The organism is Patescibacteria group bacterium (genome assembly GCA_034659915.1).
GTDB lineage: Bacteria > Patescibacteriota > WWE3 > JAUXAW01 > JAYEID01 > JAYEID01.
In genome coordinates this window covers 1-21,903 of sequence record JAYEID010000010.1, presented here as the reverse complement: position 1 = coordinate 21,903, position 21,903 = coordinate 1, and the positions used below count along the sequence as shown (strand labels likewise).

The following is a 21,903-nucleotide window of genomic DNA, read 5'->3' as shown; positions in this document are numbered from 1 at the left end:
TTTTCTAAATTGTAAAACCCGTAAAGGATACTCAATCCTTCGGTCATTAGTACGGCTCGGCTAGGATGCGAATCGGTCGCAAATTTAAAAATAGCAAATAAATGCAAATGGAAGGAAAATTTCCTTTCTTATTCGCAAAAATTCGCAGAATTAAATTCGCGTATATTCGCTATCCGCACACTCCTTGCGGAGCTTACACCTACCGCCTATCAACCTGGTAGTCTTCCAGGGACCTCTCACCCGCCCGCAGGGCGGGCTTACCGATTTACGCCGATTGGAAACGGATTAACGCCAATACAATATCAGCGAAAATCAGCTACAAATCAGCGAGTATCAGTAAGCCTGTCCTACGGACAGGCTACGGTTTTTAATCTTGGGAAGGGCTTCCCGCTTAGATGCTTTCAGCGGTTATCCTCAACAAGCGTAGCTACCCAGCGATGCTTTAAAAAACAGCTGGTGCACTAGAGGCTTGCCCCTTGTGGTCCTCTCGTACTGACAAGAGATTCCCTCAAAAACCGAACGCCTGCACCGGATAGGGACCGACCTGTCTCACGCATATAAACCTCCTATCACTAAAAGTATGGACTATACCTTCATCCCGAATTCGCCAACTGGCGAACGGGAGATTGGCGTATTATGGCAACCTAAGTTGCCATCTCTCTAAAACTTAGAGAAGTCTCTACGGGGCTAAAGCAAACCTTTTTCTTTCAATGACAAAGCTACTTTCTTACTGGTCACCGTTCGTTTTTGTGAATAATTCAAATCCTCAAATTTATCAATCAATTTGGCTAAAGCCAAAAAGTCCTCTGGCGAATTAATATCTTCCTTTCGAGACAATATTTCTTCCAAAAGACATAATCGCCTTCGCTTAAGAACCAGATAATCACGGACAATGGCAATAAGACTACGCAAACCAGCTACATCACCAATCGTATACTCCACAATACCGTCTTTTCGGTATCGTAAGTAACCAATATTTAACAGATTTTGGATATACTCAAGAACCCTTACTTGGTTCTTTTTCTGATAAAAGACAATGTATGGCGCAACCTGAAAATTATATCGATAATCTTCATTCGGTTTAAGCCTTACATAAATGCTTCCATCAGCATCCAAAAAACCTGCGATATAAGCTTTTTCCGCTGTAGTCATCACAGAATAAGGTACACTTAGCTTCCCTCGATATTATCCTAGCGCACGACAGGTTATTGTGCAATTAGGACTCCATCGATATGAGCCAATTTCTCCATAGGGAATTACTTCCCTAGGCCGCCGTTTCTCGATTCGTAAAGGGTTCAGACGGTTCAAAGGCCAAATACCTTCAGCCACTGAACGGTCTGAACCCAGCTCACGTACCCTTTTAATTGGCGAACAGCCAAACCCTTGGGACCTTCTTCAGCCCCAGGATAGGATGAGCCGACATCGAGGTGTCGAACCGCGCCGGCAATACGGACTCTCGGGCGCGACTAACCTGTTATCCCCGGGGTAACTTTTATCCGTTGTCTCCGGGCCACTCACATGGCTTCGGAGGGTCGCTAAGCCCAGCTTTCGCTACTGTTCGACCTGTCAGTCTCACAGTTAGGCTCCCTTGTGCCTTTACACTAACCACCCGATTTCCATCCGGGCTTAGGGAACCTTTGGGCACCTTTGGTACTCTTTAAAAGGCGACCGCCCCAGTCAAACTACCCACCAAGCGGTGTCCTCCCGCCAGATAATGGTCAAGAGTTAGACTTAGCCTCTGGAAAGGGCGGTGTCTCATGGGCGGCTCCTCCCGACCCAGAAGTCGGGATTCATAGCCTACCGCCTACGCTTCGCTAACCAGACACTAACCCAACACTAAGAGGTAGTAAAGCTCCACGGGGTCTCTCTGTCCTGGTGCAGGAAATCCGCATCTTCACAGATATTTCAATTTCGCCGGGTCGATGGTCGAGACAGTGCCCCACTCGTTACGCCTTTCGGACGGGCCGCCAATTAAGCGGCAAGGGATTGCGCTACCATAGGACGGTTATAGTTACCGCCGCCGTTCACCGGGGCTTCAATTTCTCGCCCGCAGGGCGAGCCCACCGATTAACACCGATCATAGCCTATTAACGCCGATAAAAATCAGCGGAAATAGCTATCCATCAGCGGAAATCAGTAGACTTGTCCTGCGAACAAGTCCTTTTAACCTTCCGGCACTGGGCAGGCGTCAGCCCCTATACATCCCCTTACGGGTTAAGCAGAGACCTGTGTTTTTGATAAACAGTCGGCAGGGCCTTTTCACTGCGATCCCGATAAATCGGGACTGGGCTTTTCCCTAAGTTACGCCCATAATTTGCCGAGTTCCTTAACCATCGTTCTCCCGTCGCCTGTGGATACTCACCTCGCCCACTAGTGTCAGTTTTCGGTACGGACACCTTTAGCACTTCCTAGAGGCTTTTCCTGGGAGCTTAAACCAGCCAACTCGCTTTTGACAGCTCGTCATCACAGCTCGGTTACTTCACGCTAAATGCATGAAAACGGATTGGCGGATTTACCTACCAATCCTACCTTGCTGTTTAAACCTCCTCCGATAAATCGGAAACGGCTTAGCTTTTCAAGCTCCGTCCCCCCATTGGTAATAACCACGCTAAGCGTGGTAGAACGCACTAAAGGTGGTACAGGAATATTAACCTGTTGTCCATCACCTACGCCTTTCGACCTCAGCTTAGGACCGACTAACCCTCCGCTGATATGCATTGCGGAGGAAACCTTGGGCTTTCGGCGTCCCGGAATCTAACCGGGATTATCGCTACTCATACCGGCAGTCTCACTTCCATACGCTCCAGCCAAATTTACATTTGACCTTCACAGCAGAATGGAACGCTCCCCTACCCCTCGCCCCCTGGGCGAGAAAATCCCAAACGTTTGGAGCTTGGAATTTGTTGCTTGGAATTTCCTTGTCCAAGGGACAAGGCCGCGGTTTCGGTATCGGGCTTGAGCCCCGATAAATTTTTGGCGCAAAGCTACATAGCCCTCCCGATAAATCGAGAAGGATAGACTAGTGAGCTTTTACGCACTCTTTAAAGGATGGCTGCTTCTAGGCCAACCTCCTAGCTGTCTAAGTAACTTCACTACCTTTACCACTTAGCCCGAATTTAGGGACCTTAACCGTCGGTCTGGGCTGTTTCCCTCTTGACCATGGAACTTATCTTCCATAGCCTGACTACCTGCCAAAGTGAGTGATATTCGGAGTTTGGTTGGGGTTGGTCCCTTTCGGTCCCAAGCCCCATCCAGTAGCTCTACCCTCACTCACTAAGCAAGCGCTATGCTTAAACATATTTCGGGGAGAGCCAGCTATAACCAGGTTCGATTGGCATTTTACCGCTAGCCACAAGTCATCCAACAGTTTTGCAATACTGACTGGTTCGGGCCTCCTTTCGACTTTCATCGAAACTCACCCTGCTCATGGCTAGATCACCTGGCTTCGGGTCTCCTCACTGATACTAAGGCCCGTTTAAGACCTGCCCCCGTAAACGGGGAACTTGGTTTCCCTACGCCTACGCACCTTAAGTGCTTAAGCTTGCATCAGTTAGGAACTCGCCGGTTCATTCTTCAATAGGCACTACATCACCTCGCCCGCAGAACGGGCGTACAGATTAACGCCGATTGGAAACGGATTCACGCCGACATTATATCAGCGAAAATCAGCCACGATCAGCGAAAATCAGTAAGCCTGTCCTACGGACAAGGCTCTGTAAGCTTGTGAGTGTGTGGTTTCAGGTTCTATTTCACTCCCCTTCCGGGGTGCTTTTCACCTTTCCCTCACGGTACTAGTTCACTATCGGTCACTCGGAGTGTTTAGCCTTAGGAGGTGATCCTCCTAGATTCCCACAAGGTTTCACGTGACTCGTGGTACTCAGGAACCAGCTTGGAAGTTTGGTTTTTTTTGAATACAAGACTATTACTTTCTTTGGTAGCCCTTTCCAGTAGCTTTCTCCTAAAAACCAAAATACTTACTTCCGTTACTGCTGGCCCTACAACACCTCGCCCTCCGGGCGAGGAAATCCAAAATCCAAAATCACAAGTTCCAAACAAATACAAAATTTAAAATCCCAAAATCGGGTTCTCACCGTCTGTCATTTGAAATTTGTCATTTGTAATTTATTTGTTATTTGTAATTTGATTATTGTGATTTCCTTGTCCGAAGGACAAGGTTTGGGCTGTTCCCCGTTCGCTCGCCGCTAGTTAGGGAATGGCCTCGCCCCCTGGGCGAGGAAATCCAAAATCCAAAATCACAAGTTCCAAACAAATCTAAAATCCCAAAATCGGATTTCCACCGTTTGTCATTTGGAATTTGTCATTTGTAATTTATTTGTTATTTGTAATTTGGTTATTGGAATTTCCTTGTCCAAGGGACAAGGTTGGTTTCTTTTCCTCCGGCTACTAAGATGCTTCCCTTCGCCGGGTTGCCACCCCATCTCCGCCAAAAGACGGATCAGAGGCGCTCGCGCTTACACGCGAGCAGGTTGCCCCATTCGGAAATCCCCGGGTAATAACGCTTGTTTGCAGCTCCCCGAAGCTTATCGCAGCATACCACGTCCTTCCTCGGCTCCAAGTGCCTAGGCATTCGCCACACACCCGTAGTTAGATTGAGTATCCTATACGGATTTTACAATTTGTTTCCTGCTATTTAGTTTTCAAAGAGCGAACGAAATGAGCTCTGCAGCCCCGAACTTACCGGTCTGCCGGTATAGTTCTGGGGCAAGGTGCCATCGCCGAAGGCGATGTTGAACAGCCCACTCGTTCTCAAGCTGCCCCGAACCACGCTGGGTTCAGGGCACCCTGACATATTGAACTAAAAAAAAATAGTTCTCGTCAAGGCCTGCCCCGACGGAAACCGACGAAGTCGGTTTTGGATGTCGGGGTGGTGGAGCTGGTGGGATTCGAACCCACGACCCTCACATTGCAAATGTGATGCGCTAAGCCACTGCGCCACAGCCCCTCAATAAAGCTCTAAATTCGTCTCCGAATTTAGTAAGCTGAGTTAGTTTCGAGGGTTGCCGAGAAACTACAATAAGCCATCAAACTCTTCCGAGAATTTGAGCTGGCGAATTAGTTTCGAGGTTTCCGAGAAACCTCAATGAAACTCCGCGCTCGGCGTGCCGATTCGAAGGGTCTCATCCATATTTAGTTTTCAGTTCCAGAAAAAACTACCTAAAAGAAAGCAAACCTAGAAGTACCTAACAAACGGGTAGGATTTAAAATTAGTTGTAATCTAGATTTCATAGGTTAGTTTTTCTCCGGAAATTGCTCCCTAACACAAAGCGTAAGAACGCTTCCTACGGGGCACCCTGACATATTGAACTAAAAAAAAATAGTTCTCGTCAAGGCCTGCCCCGACGGAAACCGACGAAGTCGGTTTTGGATGTCGGGGTGGTGGGCTGTCCAGGACTCGAACCTGGGACCTCCTCCTTATCAGAGAGGCGCTCTAAGCCGCCTGAGCTAACAGCCCCTAAAAGAGATCATCACTGAAAGAAGAAGGATAATCACTGAAAAATTCCGTGATAATCCACTCTTTTATCCGTGATTATCTCTGCCTTAACAGCCAAAAAGTGGAAAGAGCTTTATTATCCTTCCAATCCAGTCCCACCAACCAGCGGGATCAGATTAATGGAAGGTCAGTGCTAGATTTCAAAGCTTATCTAGCAAACTTAACCACTTTGCTCGTGAGAAGCAAAGTTTTTAACTCCTACCGCAGATTTATCGGCGGTTATCCGTTATAAATCCGCGTAAATTCGGTAAGAGTTTTATCAAACTCCCTAGAAAGGAGGTGATCCAGCCGCAGATTCCCCTACGGCTACCTTGTTACGACTTATTGTTAATTGCTGAGCCTGCCTTCTCCCAAGCTAAACTCGGGATTCGGGCATTCCCAACTTTTCCCAATTGACGGGCGGTGTGTGCAAGACCCGAGAACGTATTCACCGCCGTATGGCTGACCGGCGATTACTAGCGATTCCGACTTCATGGGGTCGAGTTGCAGACCCCAATCCGAACTGAGACCGGTTTTGAGGATTAGCTCGAGGTTACCCTGTCGCAGCCCATTGTACCGGCCATTGTAGCGCGTGTGTCGCCCAGGACATAAGGGCAATACTGACTTGACGTCATCCCCACCTTCCTCCCCGTTTCCGAGGCAGTTTCCTGTGACATCATCCCGATAAATCGGGAGTCTAACACAGAATAGGGGTTGCGCTCGATATGGGACTTAACCATACATCTCCTTTTTCAACTCAATTTAGACTTGAATTTGGACTATACCTTCACCCCAATAATTGGGGGCCGGCGTATAATGCTAAGTTACCTCGCAGTAACAAAACATTTCAGCATAAAGCTTCAGTCTCTACGGGGTCAAGGCACTAACTTATACTCCAAAGAAGGAATTACATAAGGCGAAATAATATCTATTAGCCTTTCCCTACTTTTGGAATAAAAGCAAATTTTACCGTTCGAAGAAATTCTTGCTCTAAGACCAAAACGATTGCTTAGAAGACAAGTAAACCTATTTCTACACCCCGCAGATAATGCATCAAGTGATATGACACACATATCTCTAGAGTAACTCCCATCATCCATAAATAAGACCGCTAAAGATAAAGAATTAAAGCCCAAAGGACTAAAGTTCTTTGGGAAAATCTTTTTCCCGTTTGGGTAAAACTTCTTCCTCAAAGGTTTGAAATATTGTCGTAGCCAAAACCTTAAGGATTTATAAGTTTTTCCCGTTCTCTCGTCGTATCTGTGAACTAAGGATGGTTTACCGTAAGCAAGACTTCGCAACTCAGCATACTTCCAAGATACATAAGCTCGTTCTTTAACAGAGTGCTCAATTTGGATCTTCCCCTTTGGGTAAATATAAGCGTCTCCCACAATAGTACCTGCTAATATCTGTGCTTGTCTGGAAGTAAGCCTAAGTTCTTGATTCTTACGAACAGCGAAAATAATTTGTGCCCGACTTCCCTCGGTATTATCCATCAATTCCAAATTAACTTTAAAAGCAATTGAAATCAATAAGATTTCACCGATATGAGCCGGATTTTACACCTCGATTACTCGAGGAGGTCGCGAGTTTAGGTTCACGACTCGAGCTGACGACAGCCATGCAACACCTGTTCCGCCGTCCCGAAGGAAAGCTCTATTTCTAGAGCGGTCGTCGGAATGTCAAGCCCTGGTAAGGTTCTTCGGTTATCATCGAATTAAACCACACGCTCCACCGCTTGTGCGGGTCCCCGCCAATTCCTTTGAGTTTCAGTCTTGCGACCGTAATTCCCAGGCGGCTCGCTTAACGCGTTAGCTACAATACTGATACCGAAAAACTCGGGACCAATATTTAGCGAGCATCGTTTAGGGCGTGGACTGCAGGGGTATCTAATCCCTTTCGCTACCCACGCTTTCGTGCCTCAGCGTCAGGATAAGCCCAGAAAGCTGCCTTCGCCTTCGGTGTTCTCTCGGAGATCATTGGATTTCACCCCTCCTCCCGAGATTCCACTTTCCTCTGCTTACCTCTACCCTGCCAGTATTCCTAGTCTTTCCTCCGTTGAGCGGAGGGATTTCACAAGGAACTTAACAAGGCGCCTACGCACTCTTTACGCCCAATAATACCGGGCAACGCTTGCCACCTACGTATGACCGCTGCTGCTGGCACGTAGTTTGCCGTGGCTTCTTAACAGGAGTTTACAACCCGAAGGCCTTCTTCCTCCACGCGGCGTCGCTGCATCACCCTTTCGGGCATTGTGCAAGATTCCTGATTGCTGCCTCCCGTAGGAGTATGGCCCTTTTCTCAGTGCCATTGTGGGGGGTCATGCTCCCACACCCCCTACCCGTTATTGCCTTGGTAGGCTATTACCCTACCAACTAGCTGATGGGACGCGGGCCGATCTCCGACCACCGGAGCCTTTAGTCTCGATCCGAGGATCGGGACACCATCGGGTATTATCCCGGATTTCTCCGGGTTACTCCCGTGTCGGAGGCACGTTCCCACGTGTTACTCACCCGTCCGCCACGCTCGACCCGAAGGTCGAGCGTTCGACTTGCATACCTTAGGCACGCCGCCAGCGTTCGCCCTGAGCTAGGATCAAACTCTAAAAATTGAACTTCGCTCTTTCCACTTTTTGATTGTCAAGGTGCGAGCGGTAGCCCCAGCACCATTTGATGCGGGATAAGCAAGTACCGCCGACCACGTGGTTCCGACTTGTCGGAACTTTACGTGGTTAAGATGCAAATTACATGCGAATCTAAATTCTGCGAATTTATACTGCAAATCAAAAATATTTTTCTTATCTCCTATTCGCACAAACACGCACTATTCAAACTCGCACTAAGCAAACCAAGTTCCGACCCGTTTCGAGGTTCGGGGAGAAACCAAAATAGAATATTTCCGCTCTTTTGATTTCTCGGCCAGAGCCTCGAAATTGTTGGTTCCTAAACTCGTTCGGGAACTCGTAAGTAACCATCAAAAAACCCCCGCGAACGGGGGCTCAGCAGCCACATAAAACCCTGTGCATATAGCTACCACAGTTCTTGGAAAAGATTTCCAATTGCTTTAGAACCTCCGTTCATTCTACAAATGATGGTATCAAGATTAACCCAAACTGTCAACACTCAAAACGGGGTTCTAACTATAAAAATAAAGGTTGGTAAAGAGTCTCATACATACCTAAAACTTCTCATAAAGTGATTAAACCTAACTCCTAAGAGAGATAACTCCACCACCAAGAACTGCTTCGCCGTTGTAAAAAACTGCACTTTGCCCAGGAGCAACCCCTCTTTCCCCGTAATCCAAAACAACTTTGGGCTTGAACCTGCTTTGAATAACAATAGTGCCTGGGATAAGTTGACCCTGATGTCTAATCCTAATCATACAATTAAGTTTGTTACCTTCTGGAGGTATAATCCAATTAACATCTTCTAATTTAAATTCATTAACCTCGCTTTCAGCACCACGCCCAACAATTAACGCGTTGCTTTCGTAATCTTTTTCTATTACATACAAAGGAATTCCTTGGTACTTAGTAAGATCATATCCTCTTCGCTGACCATATGTGTAAAAAGGGAGACCATAATGCTTACCAATAATTTCACCGTGCGTATCCTTTACTGGACCAGGCTCAATTTTTGAAGGAATGTACCTCTCCAAAAAGGACCTGAGGCTACCCCCCACAAAACAGACTTCAAAAGACTCTGGTCTTTTGGCAACAGGTAAGTGTTTCTCTCTAGCTATTTTCACTATACCTTCCTTCTTTCTATCACCAATAGGAAACAGAACTTGTTCAAATTGGTTTTGGTCTAATTGCCACAAAAAGTAAGACTGGTCTTTACTCTTATCCCTAGCCATTAACAAATTAAACCTGTTTGAACCCTGCTTTCCTTCAAGGGAACTTTTTATTCTTGCGTAATGACCAGTAGCTAAATATTGGCAACCTCTTTTCTTCGAATGCTCCAAAAGCTTTCCAAACTTAATCCATTTATTACACACCACACAAGGATTTGGAGTCCTGCCTAGCTTATACTCAGAAATAAAGTAGTTTACAACCACCTTCCGGAACTCAACCCGGTAATCTACAACCTCCAGAGGAATATCCAATTTTTTTGCTGTGGCTTGGGCTGATTCTCTTTGTTCATCCATATTATCCAAATGCTGCATAAAAACACCCACCACTTCGTAACCAGCTTCTACCAAAAGATACGCTGCTGTTCCACTGTCTACTCCCCCACTCATTGCTACTACAATTTTTGAATCCTCAGGAATATTCCTCATAACAAAGATATTTTACCATCTAGAGAATAGCCAGGTTAGTACAGCAAATTGGGATGGCTAATTTAATAGTGCGGATTGATACGAATTGATGCGAATGGGAAAGAAGAAACTGGAGACTGGTAACTCGTAACTAGAGACTCGGACCTAGGAGACCTGCAAGGTCTAGCTTGTCTAGTCCTTGGAGGTCTCAGTGGAGGAAGAAAAGATTGAAGAGACTAGAGACTGGTAACAAGAATCTGAAACCTGAGAATCCTACGGGGGCAGTACCACATGAGGTCCCTTCAAATAAAAGAATCTTGTTATAATAAAAGGTACTATGAACCCGCCAACAAAGAAAGAAAAAATCAGATATTTAGAAAAACGATTAGAAAAGTTAAAAAAACAACTGGAAGTAAAGGCGGGTCGCAGTCAATATGCTTTTGAACACGGGGGAGATGGTTGGCATGACAACGCTTCCTGGGAAGGGGTTTGCCAAGATGTGGGTGTCCTCAGCGCTCTAATTAGAAATACCAAAGAGGAGCTCAACAAATTAAAAAAGAGACAGTAACTACCAACTAATAGCACTAACAGGACACGAATTAATTGCCTCTTGAATTTCATCTTCAGAATTACCTTGGGGATCAGCAATAACTGCTTTTCCGTCCTCACCTAATTCAAAAGTCTTCCCTGCAATAACGGTGCACAATCCGCAGCCAATGCAGAGCTCCTTATCAATTTTCAGCTTTCTATCTGGCATTTTTACACCTCCTTTCAAATCACATATACAAATTAAATCAGCCCCTGCTGTTTTTCAAAAAAACTTTTTACCGAAGACCATTTACTACGGACAATAGGGGGAAAATCACGGTTATTCTTAAACCACTCCCGTAAAAATTTTTGAGTCTGCTCGTCACTCATATAACCAGAACCGAAATCCCCATACTCTTTATGTAGAGCACCAATGGCTCGGTCCCGTTCAACTTTAGCTAAAATAGAAGCAGCAGAAACAATAGGATATTTCTCATCTGCTTTGTTCTCTCCAATCAATTCGGGCAATGAACCCGCTACAGAAAAAGCCCCGGGGGCTAGACCTGCCTTGCCAGCAGGCAGGTCTGCATAAGCCCCCGGGGCTTGGGAATGCGGCAGCTTTTTGTTAACAAATTCCCCTAAACCCAACCTGACGGCCTTAACAAAATTAGCTACTCCGTCAGGGTTAGCAGGAACATCAATAATAACCTTGTCTGGTTTAAAACTAGTAATGAAAAAAATAATTTGCTGGAGATCTATTTGGTTTAAACTGAATTCATCAATATCAGCGGGAGAAATTAATTTAACTTCAAAGGAGTTAGCCTTTTCTTTGATCCGGGGAAAAAGTTCCTCGCGCTTTTTGGGAGAAAGATCCTTAGAATCCTTAACCCCTAATTTTTCTAAACAACCAAGAGTACTTTCTTCAAAAACTACCGCTCCAATAGCCATGGGTCCAATCACACACCCCCGCCCTGCCTCATCTATTCCAAGTACTTTCATAACTTAATTTTAACACTTGCGAAACTTTTAAAACATTATCTACGCAAGCTCACATAAAATCAAAACACAGAACAAGAATATAACTCTAGATTTGCCAGTACCAGTAACCTAAAGCCAAAGCAACTGTAGGAGGAAGAATGCAGTTAGAAGAATTATTACATAAAGAAAAAGCAACAACCCCGCAAGAATGTAAAGACCAGGCCCTCGCTTCCCCTCCCAATAGTAAGACATTTTTGGATCCAAAAGCACTTTATAGCGAACTATTCTGTAAACGGCATAAAAACCCAAAAGAGAAGAAAAAAACAATTGAATAGGGACAAGAAGGGAAAGTCCTACTAAAGGACTAATAACAGTAGTAAAAAGGAAGAAAGCACTCCAGACAGGTCCGGCCAAGTTTTCATTACTCTGTTCAAAAAAGAGCATTTCTCTGAGAAACCTCCACCTGATCCTGTTCAAGCCAAGACCTCTTAACCTTTTTTGAAAAGCAAACAAACGATTGCCCCACTCCCTAATTTTTGTGACAAACTTCCATTCCCTTTTTCCAAAAGATGTCAATTCTTCTTCCTCAGCTGTAAGCTCCTCCCGACGCTCTTTCTCTTCCCTCTTCACTACTACCGTATCTATTTCTCCCGCCTCAAATTGAAAAATTTTAGCAAGAGCCCCGTAAATTAAACTTAGAAGAAAAGCAACAAAATTAACCACACTCACCAAAATCCTGAAAAGGAGAGGTAAAGCAAAAAAGGCTAAAAACACCAAACCAATAATCCGGAGGCGGTCCCTATTACAAACCAAAAACCGTATTTCTGGAGAATATGTAGGATCTGTATACACTGTGGCACAGTCCAGTTTTCCGATTTCACTCCACCCCTGCCATAAAGTTTGTGCTATTTCCCTCAGCTCTTGCTGGAAAGCAGCAAAATCAAAATCCAACTTAAGCCACAAAAGTTTTTCAAAGTCTATAGCCATAGGATACTAAAAAATCTAAGGTAGCTGCTCAAGAAGCTTTTCCCGTGACAAAAGGCCTTCCTGACAACCAACTTCCGAAATAACAGAAGCAGCATTAGTGTTACCCCACTGAAGAGATTCTTTAAGACTCTTGTCTTCAACCCAAGCAGAAAGAAACCCTGCAGAAAATGCATCCCCAGCACCCGTCATCTCTACCACTTGTGTCTCTATCGAAGGACAAAAAACAATATTCTCACCGTCAAAAGCATAGGAACCAAACGAACCATCAGTAACCACTATCGTTTCTGGCCCCGCTTCTCTTAGTTCATGCATAAGTTCGCCTATCTCTGCAGCTCTCTCATCTTTACTAAAACTAACAAATTTCCCACGCGCCAATTCACCCGCTTCCTCGCTATTTAAAATAAGAATTGCACAGTGCTCTAAAACCCCCTTGTTGACACTCAAACCCCCCGCCAACTCGTAGGAACCTGGATTATAAGCTAGCTTTGCCCCAGCACCCTCAGCATACTGTAAAACTTGCGGATGAACCTCTTCAAAAGCGCGACCTGCTGAGGTCAAATAAATAAGTCTTGACTCAGGTGCATCAGCAGGAATTAGAAGTGTCCGGGGACAGTGATAAGAAAGGATAGTACGCTCAGCTTCAAAATTCAAAATAACTGATTGATCTGTAATTTCCTCCTCAGAAATACGTACCCATAATAACTCAATATTTTCCTCTTTAAGAGTCTTTAACACTAACTCACCTTCCAAGTCTTTGCCAATCCAGGAAACAATGGCAGTATTCAAACCAAGCCGAGCACACCCCACCCCTGTATTAGCAGCGTTACCGCCCACACCCTTCTTAAAATTTTCTACAGGTATCTTATCTGCAAAATCAATACAAAGTAGAGAGTCGTCGTCTTCACCAAAAGCAATATCCGCACTTCCAAGCCCTAAAAAATAATCAACTGTTGAATGACCTATGGTAACAATATCAAACATAACGAAGTTAAGAACAATATTTTACGACTCTTTTCTATACTTTATTATTCTATACTTTACTATATTTTTTACAAACACCTGCTAAGTATTGTCAAGTGTAGTAAACAATAGTAAATAAGTGTTGAAATTAACTTCCGTGCAATAAAGCAAGCTTTCTTTCAACAACACCTTTAATGCTTTCAACCACTGGAGGTAAAACCTTATACGGAACAATCTCCTCAGGACTATTTTCTAATGCCTCGCGAAGTGCAGTAGACCACGCCATCCTAAGCTCTGTATTTACATTTACTTTTACCACTGCGCCCTGTGCAGCCTTTTGGACATCATCTGTTCTAACTCCAGAACCACCGTGCATAGAAATAAAGCAATTCAACTTGGTAGAAAGGTTTTGCAAATGATCCAAATCCAAGCTTAGTTCCTCTCCATAAACCCCATGCAAATTTCCAAAAAAGCATGCCAATAAATCCACACCAGTTTCGGAAACAAACCTAGTTGCGTCATCAACAGCTGTAAAAACGGGTGTCCCCTGCTTATCCTTTATAGTAGAGTGTCCACCTGCCTGATCCAACTCACCCTCAACCAAAGCACCATAATCCCGTGCTAACTCAACAACCTCTTTTGTCTGCAAGATATTCTCCTCTAGCGGAAGATGAGAGCCATCGAAATGGACCATATCAAATCCACATTGTAAAGCTTTTTCAATCTTGGAAAGCTCCTGAGCATGGTCTAAATTGAGGAAAAGCGGGTAGTCCAAGTCCCGTCGGTAATGCAAAGCTAAGGAAGCGAAATTTTCAATCCCAAAAAATTCTGCTTCACCCGAACTCATCTCCGCTATCACAGGGTTTCCCTTCTCACATGCCCCAACAACCGCCTTAAAATGCTCCAAGGTAGAAATATTAAAAGCGCCCAGAGCAAAACTACCCTGTCTTGCTTTCTGTAAAACACTATTCAAATCCATAAAAAAAGCTCCCTTATCCAATAAAATTAAGCAAAGAATACATAAACAAAAAAACTATAACAGCAAAATAGATAGTTAAAAAACTTTGTGACGGTTTTTTAGCTAGAGTTTTGAACCAAATATCTAAGTTATGGCTCTTATAATCCTGGTACTGTTCAAAAAAGAAACGAAAAAGGGCAGCGAGAAGAAATGCAGAAATAAAATAGTTCTGGCCGCTGGAAGTGGTATACAAAGCTAAAAGAGCAACCGCGCCTTGAATAACCACACTTTTCAAAATTGTCCTTAACTCTGGCCAAACTTGTGACAGCTGAAAAGCAAAAAAGCCTAAAAGACCTCCACTTAGTATACTAACCAGATTTACAAAGATTCTCACAATATTATTATCAACAATAGTACTCAAATTCATTCTTCTATTAGTGGTACAAACCTAAACTTCCCAAAACTTTCTTTTTCTAGCCTATTACCAACTTTTGTAAAACGAACCATGTCCTGTGAAAAGCTGGACCCAACCGGGGCTACCAGTATTCCCTCATCACTTAATTGATCAAACAGTGCCTCTGGAATTTCTGTAGCAGCTGCAGTTACCAGTATCCTATCAAAAGGTGCTTCTTCTAGCCAGCCCTCACTACCGTCCCCAACCTTTACATACACGTTAGTGTAACCCAATTCTTTTAGAGTTTCTTCTGCTTCCCTTGCCAAGCTTTCCAAGCGTTCAATAGTATAAACTTCAGAAACAATCTCAGCCAAAATAGCTGCCTGATAACCAGATCCAGTCCCAATCTCCAACAATTTACTCTCTGGCTCCAATTCCAAGAGCTCTGTCATAAAAGCTACTGTGTAGGGTTGAGAAATAGTTTGCCCTTCTCCAATTGAAAGCGGAGAATCAAGGTAAACAAGATCCTGCAAATGCTCGGGGACAAACTTCTCTCGTGGCACATTCCTAAAAGCCTCTAAAACGCGTACATCAGAAATCCCTCTGGCCTCAAGCTGGGATTCGACCATCTTTTCTCTAAGGTCTATGAACTCACGCTTGTTCATAAAACAAGGTTACTACACCTTTGACATCTGCTCACGCGCAATCTTTCCCAAAACAGGAACTTCCCACTCCTCACCTTGATAAGCCTTAAACATCAGCATAATCCACAAAACAATTCCAAGCACCGACAACAGCAAACTAATAAGTTGTCCTAAAAGAGGAATAATGTTTATCACAGTAGTTGCAATAAACAATGCTCCAAAAACAATAATTGATTGCATTGCGTGGAACCTAACAAACCTATCTTCCTTCTCAATAAGGAGAAAAATTATACCAGTAACAAAACCAAACAAATACGACAGGGCTGCCGCAATATTAGGATCCAACCCCGTACCTTGTGAAGTTCTCATTTGTTTGCTGGGTTGAACTGTTTCTTCCAAAGTTATCACCCCCCTTTGCATAAAGTTATAAATTATAAATCAAAAACTCAACTCCCGAATATCACAGAACCCTTTATCAGCAACTAGAATCCAAAATATTCGCTACCAAAGCATTAATCGCTCTCACACTCATGGTATCACTCCCATTGATTCTTCACAATAAAATAAAATTTCGCTGTTTCAATAAGAATAAAATCTAGAACAATTACCAAAATTACCAATAGCCACAACGAACCAGGTAAAGGACCTACCTGCAACAATTTTTGAAGCGGCGGTAAGTACATAGCGGCAATCACGGAAGCAGTCCCTCCCAAGACAGATCCTAAAAGTAGCTTATTAGAGAAAATATTATAGTTAAAAACTGATTGATAAAGAGATGCACAAGAAAAAACATAAAAGAGGGAGTTCATGCTAAAAGCAGCAAAAATGAAACTACGGACAACAAGAAGAGGGTAGCCTCCTTGAAGCAACAACCAAAACAAGACTAAAAATCCGATATCATCAATCAACCCTACAAGCAAAATTAAGATCTTCATTCCCCTATCAAGAATTGGTTCCGTCTTTTCGCGGGGGGACTTCCGCATAACCTCCCCTTCACCAGAATCGAAAGCAAGCGCAACACCTGGAAATCCATCTTCCACAAAATTCACCCAGAGGATTTGAGCCGGAAGCATAGGCAAAGGCCACCCAAATATAATGCTACCTCCCACCAAAAGGATTTCTTGAAAAGAGTCTGAAAGTAAATAAAGAGCAACCTCTCGAATATTTTCAAAAACTATCCGTCCTTGTTCTATAGCAGCAACAATTGTCCCAAAATTATCGTCGGTCAGAACCAAATCTGCTGCTTCCTTGGCAACATCTGTCCCAGAACCTAAAGCCACACCAATATCTGCGATCTTAAGTGCAGGCGCATCATTTACACCATCCCCAGTCATTGCCACTACCTCACCGTTGGCTCGTAATGCATTTAAAATACGAACTTTATGGCGCGGCTCGACTCGGGCAAAAATAACCGCATTATCCGCCTCCCTTTGCAATTCCCTATCAGCCATCTTTCCTAATTCTTGCCCCTCTACAACCTGGGATTCTTCTACTACTAAACCAGCCTGTTTTGCAATACTAAGTGCGGTTAGCTTGTGGTCCCCTGTTACAATAACCACCCGAATACCAGCAGTAATACACTTCTCCATTGCCCCCTGAACTTCAGGACGCAGAGGGTCGGAAAATGCTACCAATCCCAAAAAGGTAAAACCTTGCTCTGCGCTTTGCATTAGCTCCTCCTGAAAATCAAAATCTTGTTCACCCTGCTTAAAAGCAAGACCTAAAACCCGCAACCCCGCATTTGCCCACTGCTCAACCTGTTGTTCAAATTGATCGCGTTGCTTTGGAGAAAAGTTACATTTAGAAAGAATAATCTCCGGCGCACCCTTTATAAAGATGTAATTTTCTCTAAATCCCTCATTCCTCCTGCCCTTCTGCTCTACAGCTACTGCCATATATTTACGACTTGAAGTGAAGGGTACTTCCAAAATCTTCTGGAAAGAATCAAATTCATCATCATTTCCAAACTCTCCTAACAAGGCTTGATCGATGTAATTCTGCTTATTATTACAAAGGACAGAAGCTAATTTCCCTAGATCCTCCTGAGAAAAGTCCCAGCGTTCTACCGCTAACTGCCCCTCAGTGAAGGTACCAGTTTTATCAACGCAAATAACACTTGCTGAACCTAATGTCTCAGCCGCCTGTAAACTTCTAACTAAGCCGCCCCGCCGGGAAAGGCGCTGCATCCCTAAAGCTAAAACTACTGTAAGAGTAGCTGGTAGTCCCTCAGGCACAGATGCAACTGCTAGAGCAACTGAGGTCATCAATATATCAGGAATGGGAATTCCCCTCGCCATTCCCAAAAAGAAAACAGCTCCGGAAGCAGCAGTTAGAATAATGGCAACTGTCTTACCTAAGCGTGCCAATTTTTGCTGAAGAGGCGTCTTTTCCTCTTCAATACCACGCATCATCTCGGCAAGTTTGCCCAATTCAGTACTTTCTCCAGTGTGAGTAACCACAAAAACACCTTCTCCCCTGCTGACAGTTGTTCCCGCATATACCATGTTGGAACGATCAGCAAGTACAACATCTCTTTTCAAGACTTCCAATTGTTTAAAAGAAGGTATTGACTCACCTGTTAATGGAGCCTCATTAACCTCTAAATTTTGGGCTGTAATAATTCTCCCATCAGCAGGAATCTTGTCACCAACCCTAAGCAAAACTATATCTCCCGGAACAATATTAGTAGCATTAATTTCAGAAACAACTCCACTACGCCGAACACTTGCCTGGGGTCGAACAAGCTTCCGAAGATTTTCCAAAGCTTTACTTGCCTTATACTCCTGCAAGAACCCTACTACCGCGGTAACAGCAAGAGCAGCAAAAATAATAATAAAATCACTTTGGTGCCCAACAACAAGAGAAACAATACCCGAAACTCCAAGAATAATTGCAAAAGGACTCTTAAACTGAGCCAAAAATAGCCGAACAAAGGAGAGGCGCCGACTTCGGGGAAGTTTATTAGGACCGTATTTCTCCAACCGGCTTTCTGCCTCCGCTCTCGATAACCCCTCCCTCCCAGTGTCCAAACTTTCTAAAACATCTTGAACTTTTACACAGTAGTACTTATCCATAAAATAAAGAGATCTTTACTGTAAATAGCAACAGTTAGCTGTACTGCAATTTATACAATTCTCTTATTTCCTGTACTGTAGTTATGTTACTAAGACTTTTATCCTCCCGCCAACGAACAAAGCGAGGGAACCGCAATGCATACCCAGCATCCTCTCCTTGAGAACCTGCAGTATGGACTGGGCTCCGCGTAATCTCGTCAGCCTGCACCTCAACAAAAACTTCTGGAGCAGTCCAAATATCAGGAATAACTTTCTTACTCAAAACAGCATTTCTTGGCTTTTCTCGAAGCGAATTTTCATCGCAAATATCTTTCATTTCCCGCCATTCCTTATCACTAAGTCCGGTCCCAATTTTTGCAATACTTTCGATCCTATCTTTCCCAGCGTTATACACACCCACCAAAAAGGCACCAATACCTAACTCCGACCTTCTGCCCCTACCTCTGTAATAGCCCAAAACAACCACATCTATAGTATCTTCTAACTTTCCTCGTTGCTCCCGCTTATACTTAAGCCAAGTGTATCCTCGGCTACCTGCTTCATACTTAGAGTCAAGATGTTTAACTACCAGCCCCTCTAGACCCCGCTCTACAGCTTGCTCTCTTAGTTGAGCTAAATCGCGGGCGCTAGTCACAATTTCTTGGGGCGTGATCACCAACGTATCATTTTCTTCCAGTACACTCTCCAACAACTTCCTTCGCGAAATCAGGGGCTGCTCCATGTAATTTTTTCCGTTTAAAAACAAGATATCAAAAGCAAAAAACCTAAGTGGAAGCTCCGCTGCTTTCTCAGATACCTTATACTTGCGTTTCCTCTTCATAGTTTGTTGAAAAGGCAAGAACTCTCCCGTATTCGGATCGTAAGCAATTGCCTCACCGTCTAAAATAACGGACTCGAGCTCCAAATCCCCTACCGTTTTTATTATTTCGGGAAACATATAAGTAGTTTCCTCTAAATTACGCGTAAAGGTTTTTACAAGGAATTTTGGCTTTTCAATATCTGCTAGTTCAAACATCACCTGCCCTCTCTCCTCAACCTCCTGACTGCGGTCCAGATGCAATTGAACTCTGGTCCCATCAAGCTTATATTCAGCAACTGCTTTCCCACCCATCCGCTCTATAATTTCTTCTGCTGTCTTCCCCCTTTGGCACAGAGCAGGCTGAACAGGAACACCCGCCCGAATACTAATATCCTTAATGCCTGCTATCCCATCTTCCTTAAACTTTTGAGCAATCCTCCCTATATCAGGATAGATAAAATATTTTTCTTCAATTTCTTGCTTTAAAGATTTATCCCCCGCACCAAGCCAAGAAAGGGCTTCTATTAGCGTCTTTTCAGCAAAACCTAACCTCATATTACCCAAAACAATCCGGACAATATATTTAGCTGACTCAGGTCTTACACTCTCCAAAAGTTGTTTTAGCTTAGCAATTTTTCTTTCCTGTGAGCCTCTACCCGCCTCCAAAGCTATTTCCACTAACTTCTCGTAAACCTGAGTTACACTCTTCCCTTTATCCCCAACGCCTAAGTCGGTAGCAAGTTCCATTGCGACCAAGCCTAAATCTCCCCTTTCCTCAAAAAGAGCTTCTACCTTCCCTTCCCCTACCCCGTATGTGGCTATTAGTACCTTATAAAGCATCTTTTCCGCTAACCCAAATTCCAGAGATTCATACATAGGCTTCAGACGACCCAGCGAAAGGTATGCAATTAGTGGGGTTTCAGCTAAATCTGCCTCAGCAAACAACGCAGCCAATTGCTGAACCATCTGAGTCACAGAACTTGTTTCTTCCAAGTCCTGGAAATATTTACATAGATTAGAAAAATTCATCTAACTTAAGTCCAAGTAAAAACTAAAAAGAAGGTCTTTATGCTGCTAATTCATACCGTGCGGATTTTGTTTTCCCTCTCTTAACCAAAACACCTTTGTTCACAAGGTCCCGAATATCCCGAAGAATAGTATCATCTGAATAGTCTGGAAATAAATCTTGCCAATCCTTATTCTTTATCTGTCCATAATCATTTACAAATAAGATTATTTTCTCTTGGCGTGGGTTCAACCTCACCTGACCAGCTACTTCTTTTAAATTTGCATCTCGACTCAAACTTAAAACTCGCTCTTGCACTCTGTTAAATTCAATTGCCAAACCCAATGTAAAATACTCCAACCACTTAGTATAGTCACCCTTTGAATCCAAAACAGTCTTTATTGCTTGGTAGTAACCACGTGCATCTCGATCATAATACTCCTCCATGCTAAAAAGGCTTTTTACATCATAACCATCTAAGGACAAACTCAAAGTGGAAAGAATTCGAGAGGTACGCCCATTCCCTTCATAGAAAGGATGAATAAGTACCAACCAGGTATGAAGTAATCCCGCTTTAAGAATGGGGTGGACTTCTGTGGATTCCGTTGCAACCCACTGAGAAAGTTCCTGCATGTAACCAGGGACTTCTTCAGGGTCAGGCCATTCTAGAACTTTTTCCATTGTTTTTGTATTACGACTAAAAGCACCTGTCCTTCGGTATTTACCCCTGTATTTATCCTCAATAATATTTTTAGTTATAACGGCGTTAAGTTCCTTTATTATATCTTCGTCAATCACTGCCTCAGGTTCAATTTCCTCCATAAAAGAAATTGCATCTCGATAGTTCAAAACCTCTTGAATATCACGTTCCCTAGCAACAACACTGTGCCCTTCGCCCTTATCAAGAATCTCCTTTACCTCCGTAAAGTTCAAAGGATTACCCTCCAAAGAAGTTGCATAATGAACAGAACGTTCAACAGCTTCTTTTTTAAACCGCCGCTCCCATAAAGGTACCATTGGGGCGTTGTCAATAAATTCCTTTGCCGCTTCAATTCGACTTACATTAATTAAAATATTATTTGTAATGTCAAATTCTGGTTTATACATAATTAGTCTTTGGACAGCGATATTTCAGATATCCTACCACTACTAACTCTAAACAGGCGGTCAAACATGTTTACCTCTTCTAACCCGTGCAAAGTAACAACCAATGTCCGTTCCCCCACAAAATCTAATATATTCCTAAGTATACGCTTCCTTTTCACATTATCCACCAAAGAAAGGGGCTCATCCATAAAAAATACTGAACGATTCCGATACAAGCAACGGGCTAAAGCTATTCTTTGCCAGTGCGCTGCCGAAATTTCCATACCGCCTTTTTGAACTCTACCCAAAATCTGGGAATCAGTTATTCCCTCTCTAGCTATCCATCTATCCAAAAGAGCAACGCGAAGAACTTTGTTATAAAGTTTCCGATCAAAATCGCGCTTTGAATCTGAAATTACAATGCTCTTTCTAAGACTCATATTATAACGGACAAAGTCTTCAAAAAGAGCACTTATCTTGTTTTTTAATTCACCACGAGCTAACGACTTTATAGAAACACCATCATAATATATATCCCCCAGAGTAATCTTATACAAGCCACATAACAACCGAAGCAAGGTTGTTTCCCCCGAACCATCAGGACCCACCAGTGCAACCTTTTCCCCCGCATCAATAGAAAAACACGCATCTCTAAGAGTAGGTTCTTCCCTCCCAGGATAAGTAAATGTTAAGTTTTTAACGCAGATAGAAGGTATTCCTGGACCCAATCTCTTATCCCCT

14 protein-coding genes, 2 tRNA genes and 2 rRNA genes are annotated in these 21,903 nt (G+C 43.6%); 1 reads left to right on the top strand and 17 read right to left on the bottom strand.

The window, feature by feature from the left end:
- Window positions 1–146: 146 nt before the first annotated feature.
- The 5 genes from U9M98_01195 to mnmA all read right to left on the bottom strand — a co-directional run bounded on the left by U9M98_01195 (window position 147) and on the right by mnmA (window position 9,769).
- Window positions 147–4,612 (bottom strand): 23S ribosomal RNA (locus U9M98_01195).
- Window positions 4,613–4,886: 274 nt separating this feature from the next.
- Window positions 4,887–4,963 (bottom strand) — tRNA-Ala (locus U9M98_01190).
- 432 nt (window positions 4,964–5,395) lie between these two features.
- A tRNA-Ile gene (locus tag U9M98_01185) sits at window positions 5,396–5,473 on the bottom strand.
- Between the two features lie 311 nt (window positions 5,474–5,784).
- A 16S ribosomal RNA gene (locus U9M98_01180) occupies window positions 5,785–8,102 on the bottom strand.
- The 16S and 23S rRNA genes sit together here with 2 tRNA genes alongside, the layout of an rRNA operon.
- Window positions 8,103–8,695: 593 nt before the next feature.
- Entirely contained in the window at window positions 8,696–9,769 is a 1,074-nt protein-coding gene (gene mnmA, locus U9M98_01175) for a tRNA 2-thiouridine(34) synthase MnmA (GenBank protein ID MEA2020320.1), read from the bottom strand.
- A gap of 316 nt (window positions 9,770–10,085) precedes the next feature.
- Between mnmA and U9M98_01170 the strand changes: the two genes are divergently transcribed.
- Entirely contained in the window at window positions 10,086–10,316 is a 231-nt protein-coding gene (locus tag U9M98_01170) for a hypothetical protein (GenBank protein MEA2020319.1), read from the top strand.
- On the opposite strand, the gene U9M98_01165 is transcribed toward U9M98_01170, so the two are convergent.
- The 12 genes from U9M98_01165 to U9M98_01110 all read right to left on the bottom strand — a co-directional run.
- Window positions 10,317–10,505 carry a ferredoxin gene (locus tag U9M98_01165; protein MEA2020318.1) on the bottom strand — a complete coding sequence of 63 codons (189 nt, stop codon included), beginning with the start codon at window positions 10,503–10,505 and terminating at the stop codon, window positions 10,317–10,319.
- Between the two features lie 32 nt (window positions 10,506–10,537).
- Window positions 10,538–11,275: a ribonuclease HII gene (locus U9M98_01160; protein MEA2020317.1), complete on the bottom strand. Its 738-nt coding sequence runs from the start codon at window positions 11,273–11,275 to the stop codon at window positions 10,538–10,540.
- 108 nt (window positions 11,276–11,383) lie between these two features.
- Window positions 11,384–12,241 carry a hypothetical protein gene (locus tag U9M98_01155; protein ID MEA2020316.1) on the bottom strand — a complete coding sequence of 286 codons (858 nt, stop codon included), beginning with the start codon at window positions 12,239–12,241 and terminating at the stop codon, window positions 11,384–11,386.
- Between the two features lie 15 nt (window positions 12,242–12,256).
- A complete protein-coding gene (locus U9M98_01150) occupies window positions 12,257–13,222 on the bottom strand; it encodes a carbohydrate kinase family protein (GenBank protein ID MEA2020315.1) in 966 nt (321 codons plus the stop codon).
- Window positions 13,223–13,349: 127 nt separating this feature from the next.
- The gene (locus U9M98_01145; protein MEA2020314.1) at window positions 13,350–14,180 is read right to left on the bottom strand and encodes a class II fructose-bisphosphate aldolase; all 831 of its coding nucleotides are present in this window, start codon (window positions 14,178–14,180) and stop codon (window positions 13,350–13,352) included.
- 13 nt (window positions 14,181–14,193) lie between these two features.
- Window positions 14,194–14,586 carry a hypothetical protein gene (locus tag U9M98_01140; protein MEA2020313.1) on the bottom strand — a complete coding sequence of 131 codons (393 nt, stop codon included), beginning with the start codon at window positions 14,584–14,586 and terminating at the stop codon, window positions 14,194–14,196.
- Window positions 14,583–15,218: a protein-L-isoaspartate(D-aspartate) O-methyltransferase gene (locus tag U9M98_01135; GenBank protein MEA2020312.1), complete on the bottom strand. Its 636-nt coding sequence runs from the start codon at window positions 15,216–15,218 to the stop codon at window positions 14,583–14,585. The genes U9M98_01140 and U9M98_01135 overlap by 4 nt, the downstream gene beginning before the upstream one ends.
- A gap of 12 nt (window positions 15,219–15,230) precedes the next feature.
- Complete coding sequence (locus U9M98_01130; GenBank protein MEA2020311.1) at window positions 15,231–15,617, bottom strand: DUF4870 domain-containing protein; 387 nt, start codon at window positions 15,615–15,617, stop codon at window positions 15,231–15,233.
- A gap of 116 nt (window positions 15,618–15,733) precedes the next feature.
- Window positions 15,734–18,271 carry an HAD-IC family P-type ATPase gene (locus U9M98_01125; GenBank protein ID MEA2020310.1) on the bottom strand — a complete coding sequence of 846 codons (2,538 nt, stop codon included), beginning with the start codon at window positions 18,269–18,271 and terminating at the stop codon, window positions 15,734–15,736.
- Window positions 18,272–18,305: 34 nt separating this feature from the next.
- The gene (locus tag U9M98_01120) at window positions 18,306–20,099 is read right to left on the bottom strand and encodes an ATP-dependent DNA ligase (protein MEA2020309.1); all 1,794 of its coding nucleotides are present in this window, start codon (window positions 20,097–20,099) and stop codon (window positions 18,306–18,308) included.
- A gap of 37 nt (window positions 20,100–20,136) precedes the next feature.
- Entirely contained in the window at window positions 20,137–21,183 is a 1,047-nt protein-coding gene (locus U9M98_01115; protein ID MEA2020308.1) for a Fic family protein, read from the bottom strand.
- 2 nt (window positions 21,184–21,185) lie between these two features.
- The coding region (locus U9M98_01110; protein MEA2020307.1) for an ABC transporter ATP-binding protein at window positions 21,186–21,903 on the bottom strand (718 nt) is incomplete at its 5' end.

Bases quoted from the DNA above. Each gene is read 5' to 3' on its own strand.
- mnmA (MEA2020320.1), bottom strand. From the start codon at position 9,769: ATGAGGAATATTCCTGAGGATTCAAAAATTGTAGTAGCAATGAGTGGG.
- U9M98_01170 (MEA2020319.1), top strand. From the start codon at position 10,086: ATGAACCCGCCAACAAAGAAAGAAAAAATCAGATATTTAGAAAAACGA.
- U9M98_01165 (MEA2020318.1), bottom strand. From the start codon at position 10,505: ATGCCAGATAGAAAGCTGAAAATTGATAAGGAGCTCTGCATTGGCTGC.
- U9M98_01160 (MEA2020317.1), bottom strand. From the start codon at position 11,275: ATGAAAGTACTTGGAATAGATGAGGCAGGGCGGGGGTGTGTGATTGGA.
- U9M98_01155 (MEA2020316.1), bottom strand. From the start codon at position 12,241: ATGGCTATAGACTTTGAAAAACTTTTGTGGCTTAAGTTGGATTTTGAT.
- U9M98_01150 (MEA2020315.1), bottom strand. From the start codon at position 13,222: ATGTTTGATATTGTTACCATAGGTCATTCAACAGTTGATTATTTTTTA.
- U9M98_01145 (MEA2020314.1), bottom strand. From the start codon at position 14,180: ATGGATTTGAATAGTGTTTTACAGAAAGCAAGACAGGGTAGTTTTGCT.
- U9M98_01140 (MEA2020313.1), bottom strand. From the start codon at position 14,586: ATGAATTTGAGTACTATTGTTGATAATAATATTGTGAGAATCTTTGTA.
- U9M98_01135 (MEA2020312.1), bottom strand. From the start codon at position 15,218: ATGAACAAGCGTGAGTTCATAGACCTTAGAGAAAAGATGGTCGAATCC.
- U9M98_01130 (MEA2020311.1), bottom strand. From the start codon at position 15,617: ATGCAAAGGGGGGTGATAACTTTGGAAGAAACAGTTCAACCCAGCAAA.
- U9M98_01125 (MEA2020310.1), bottom strand. From the start codon at position 18,271: ATGGATAAGTACTACTGTGTAAAAGTTCAAGATGTTTTAGAAAGTTTG.
- U9M98_01120 (MEA2020309.1), bottom strand. From the start codon at position 20,099: ATGAATTTTTCTAATCTATGTAAATATTTCCAGGACTTGGAAGAAACA.
- U9M98_01115 (MEA2020308.1), bottom strand. From the start codon at position 21,183: ATGTATAAACCAGAATTTGACATTACAAATAATATTTTAATTAATGTA.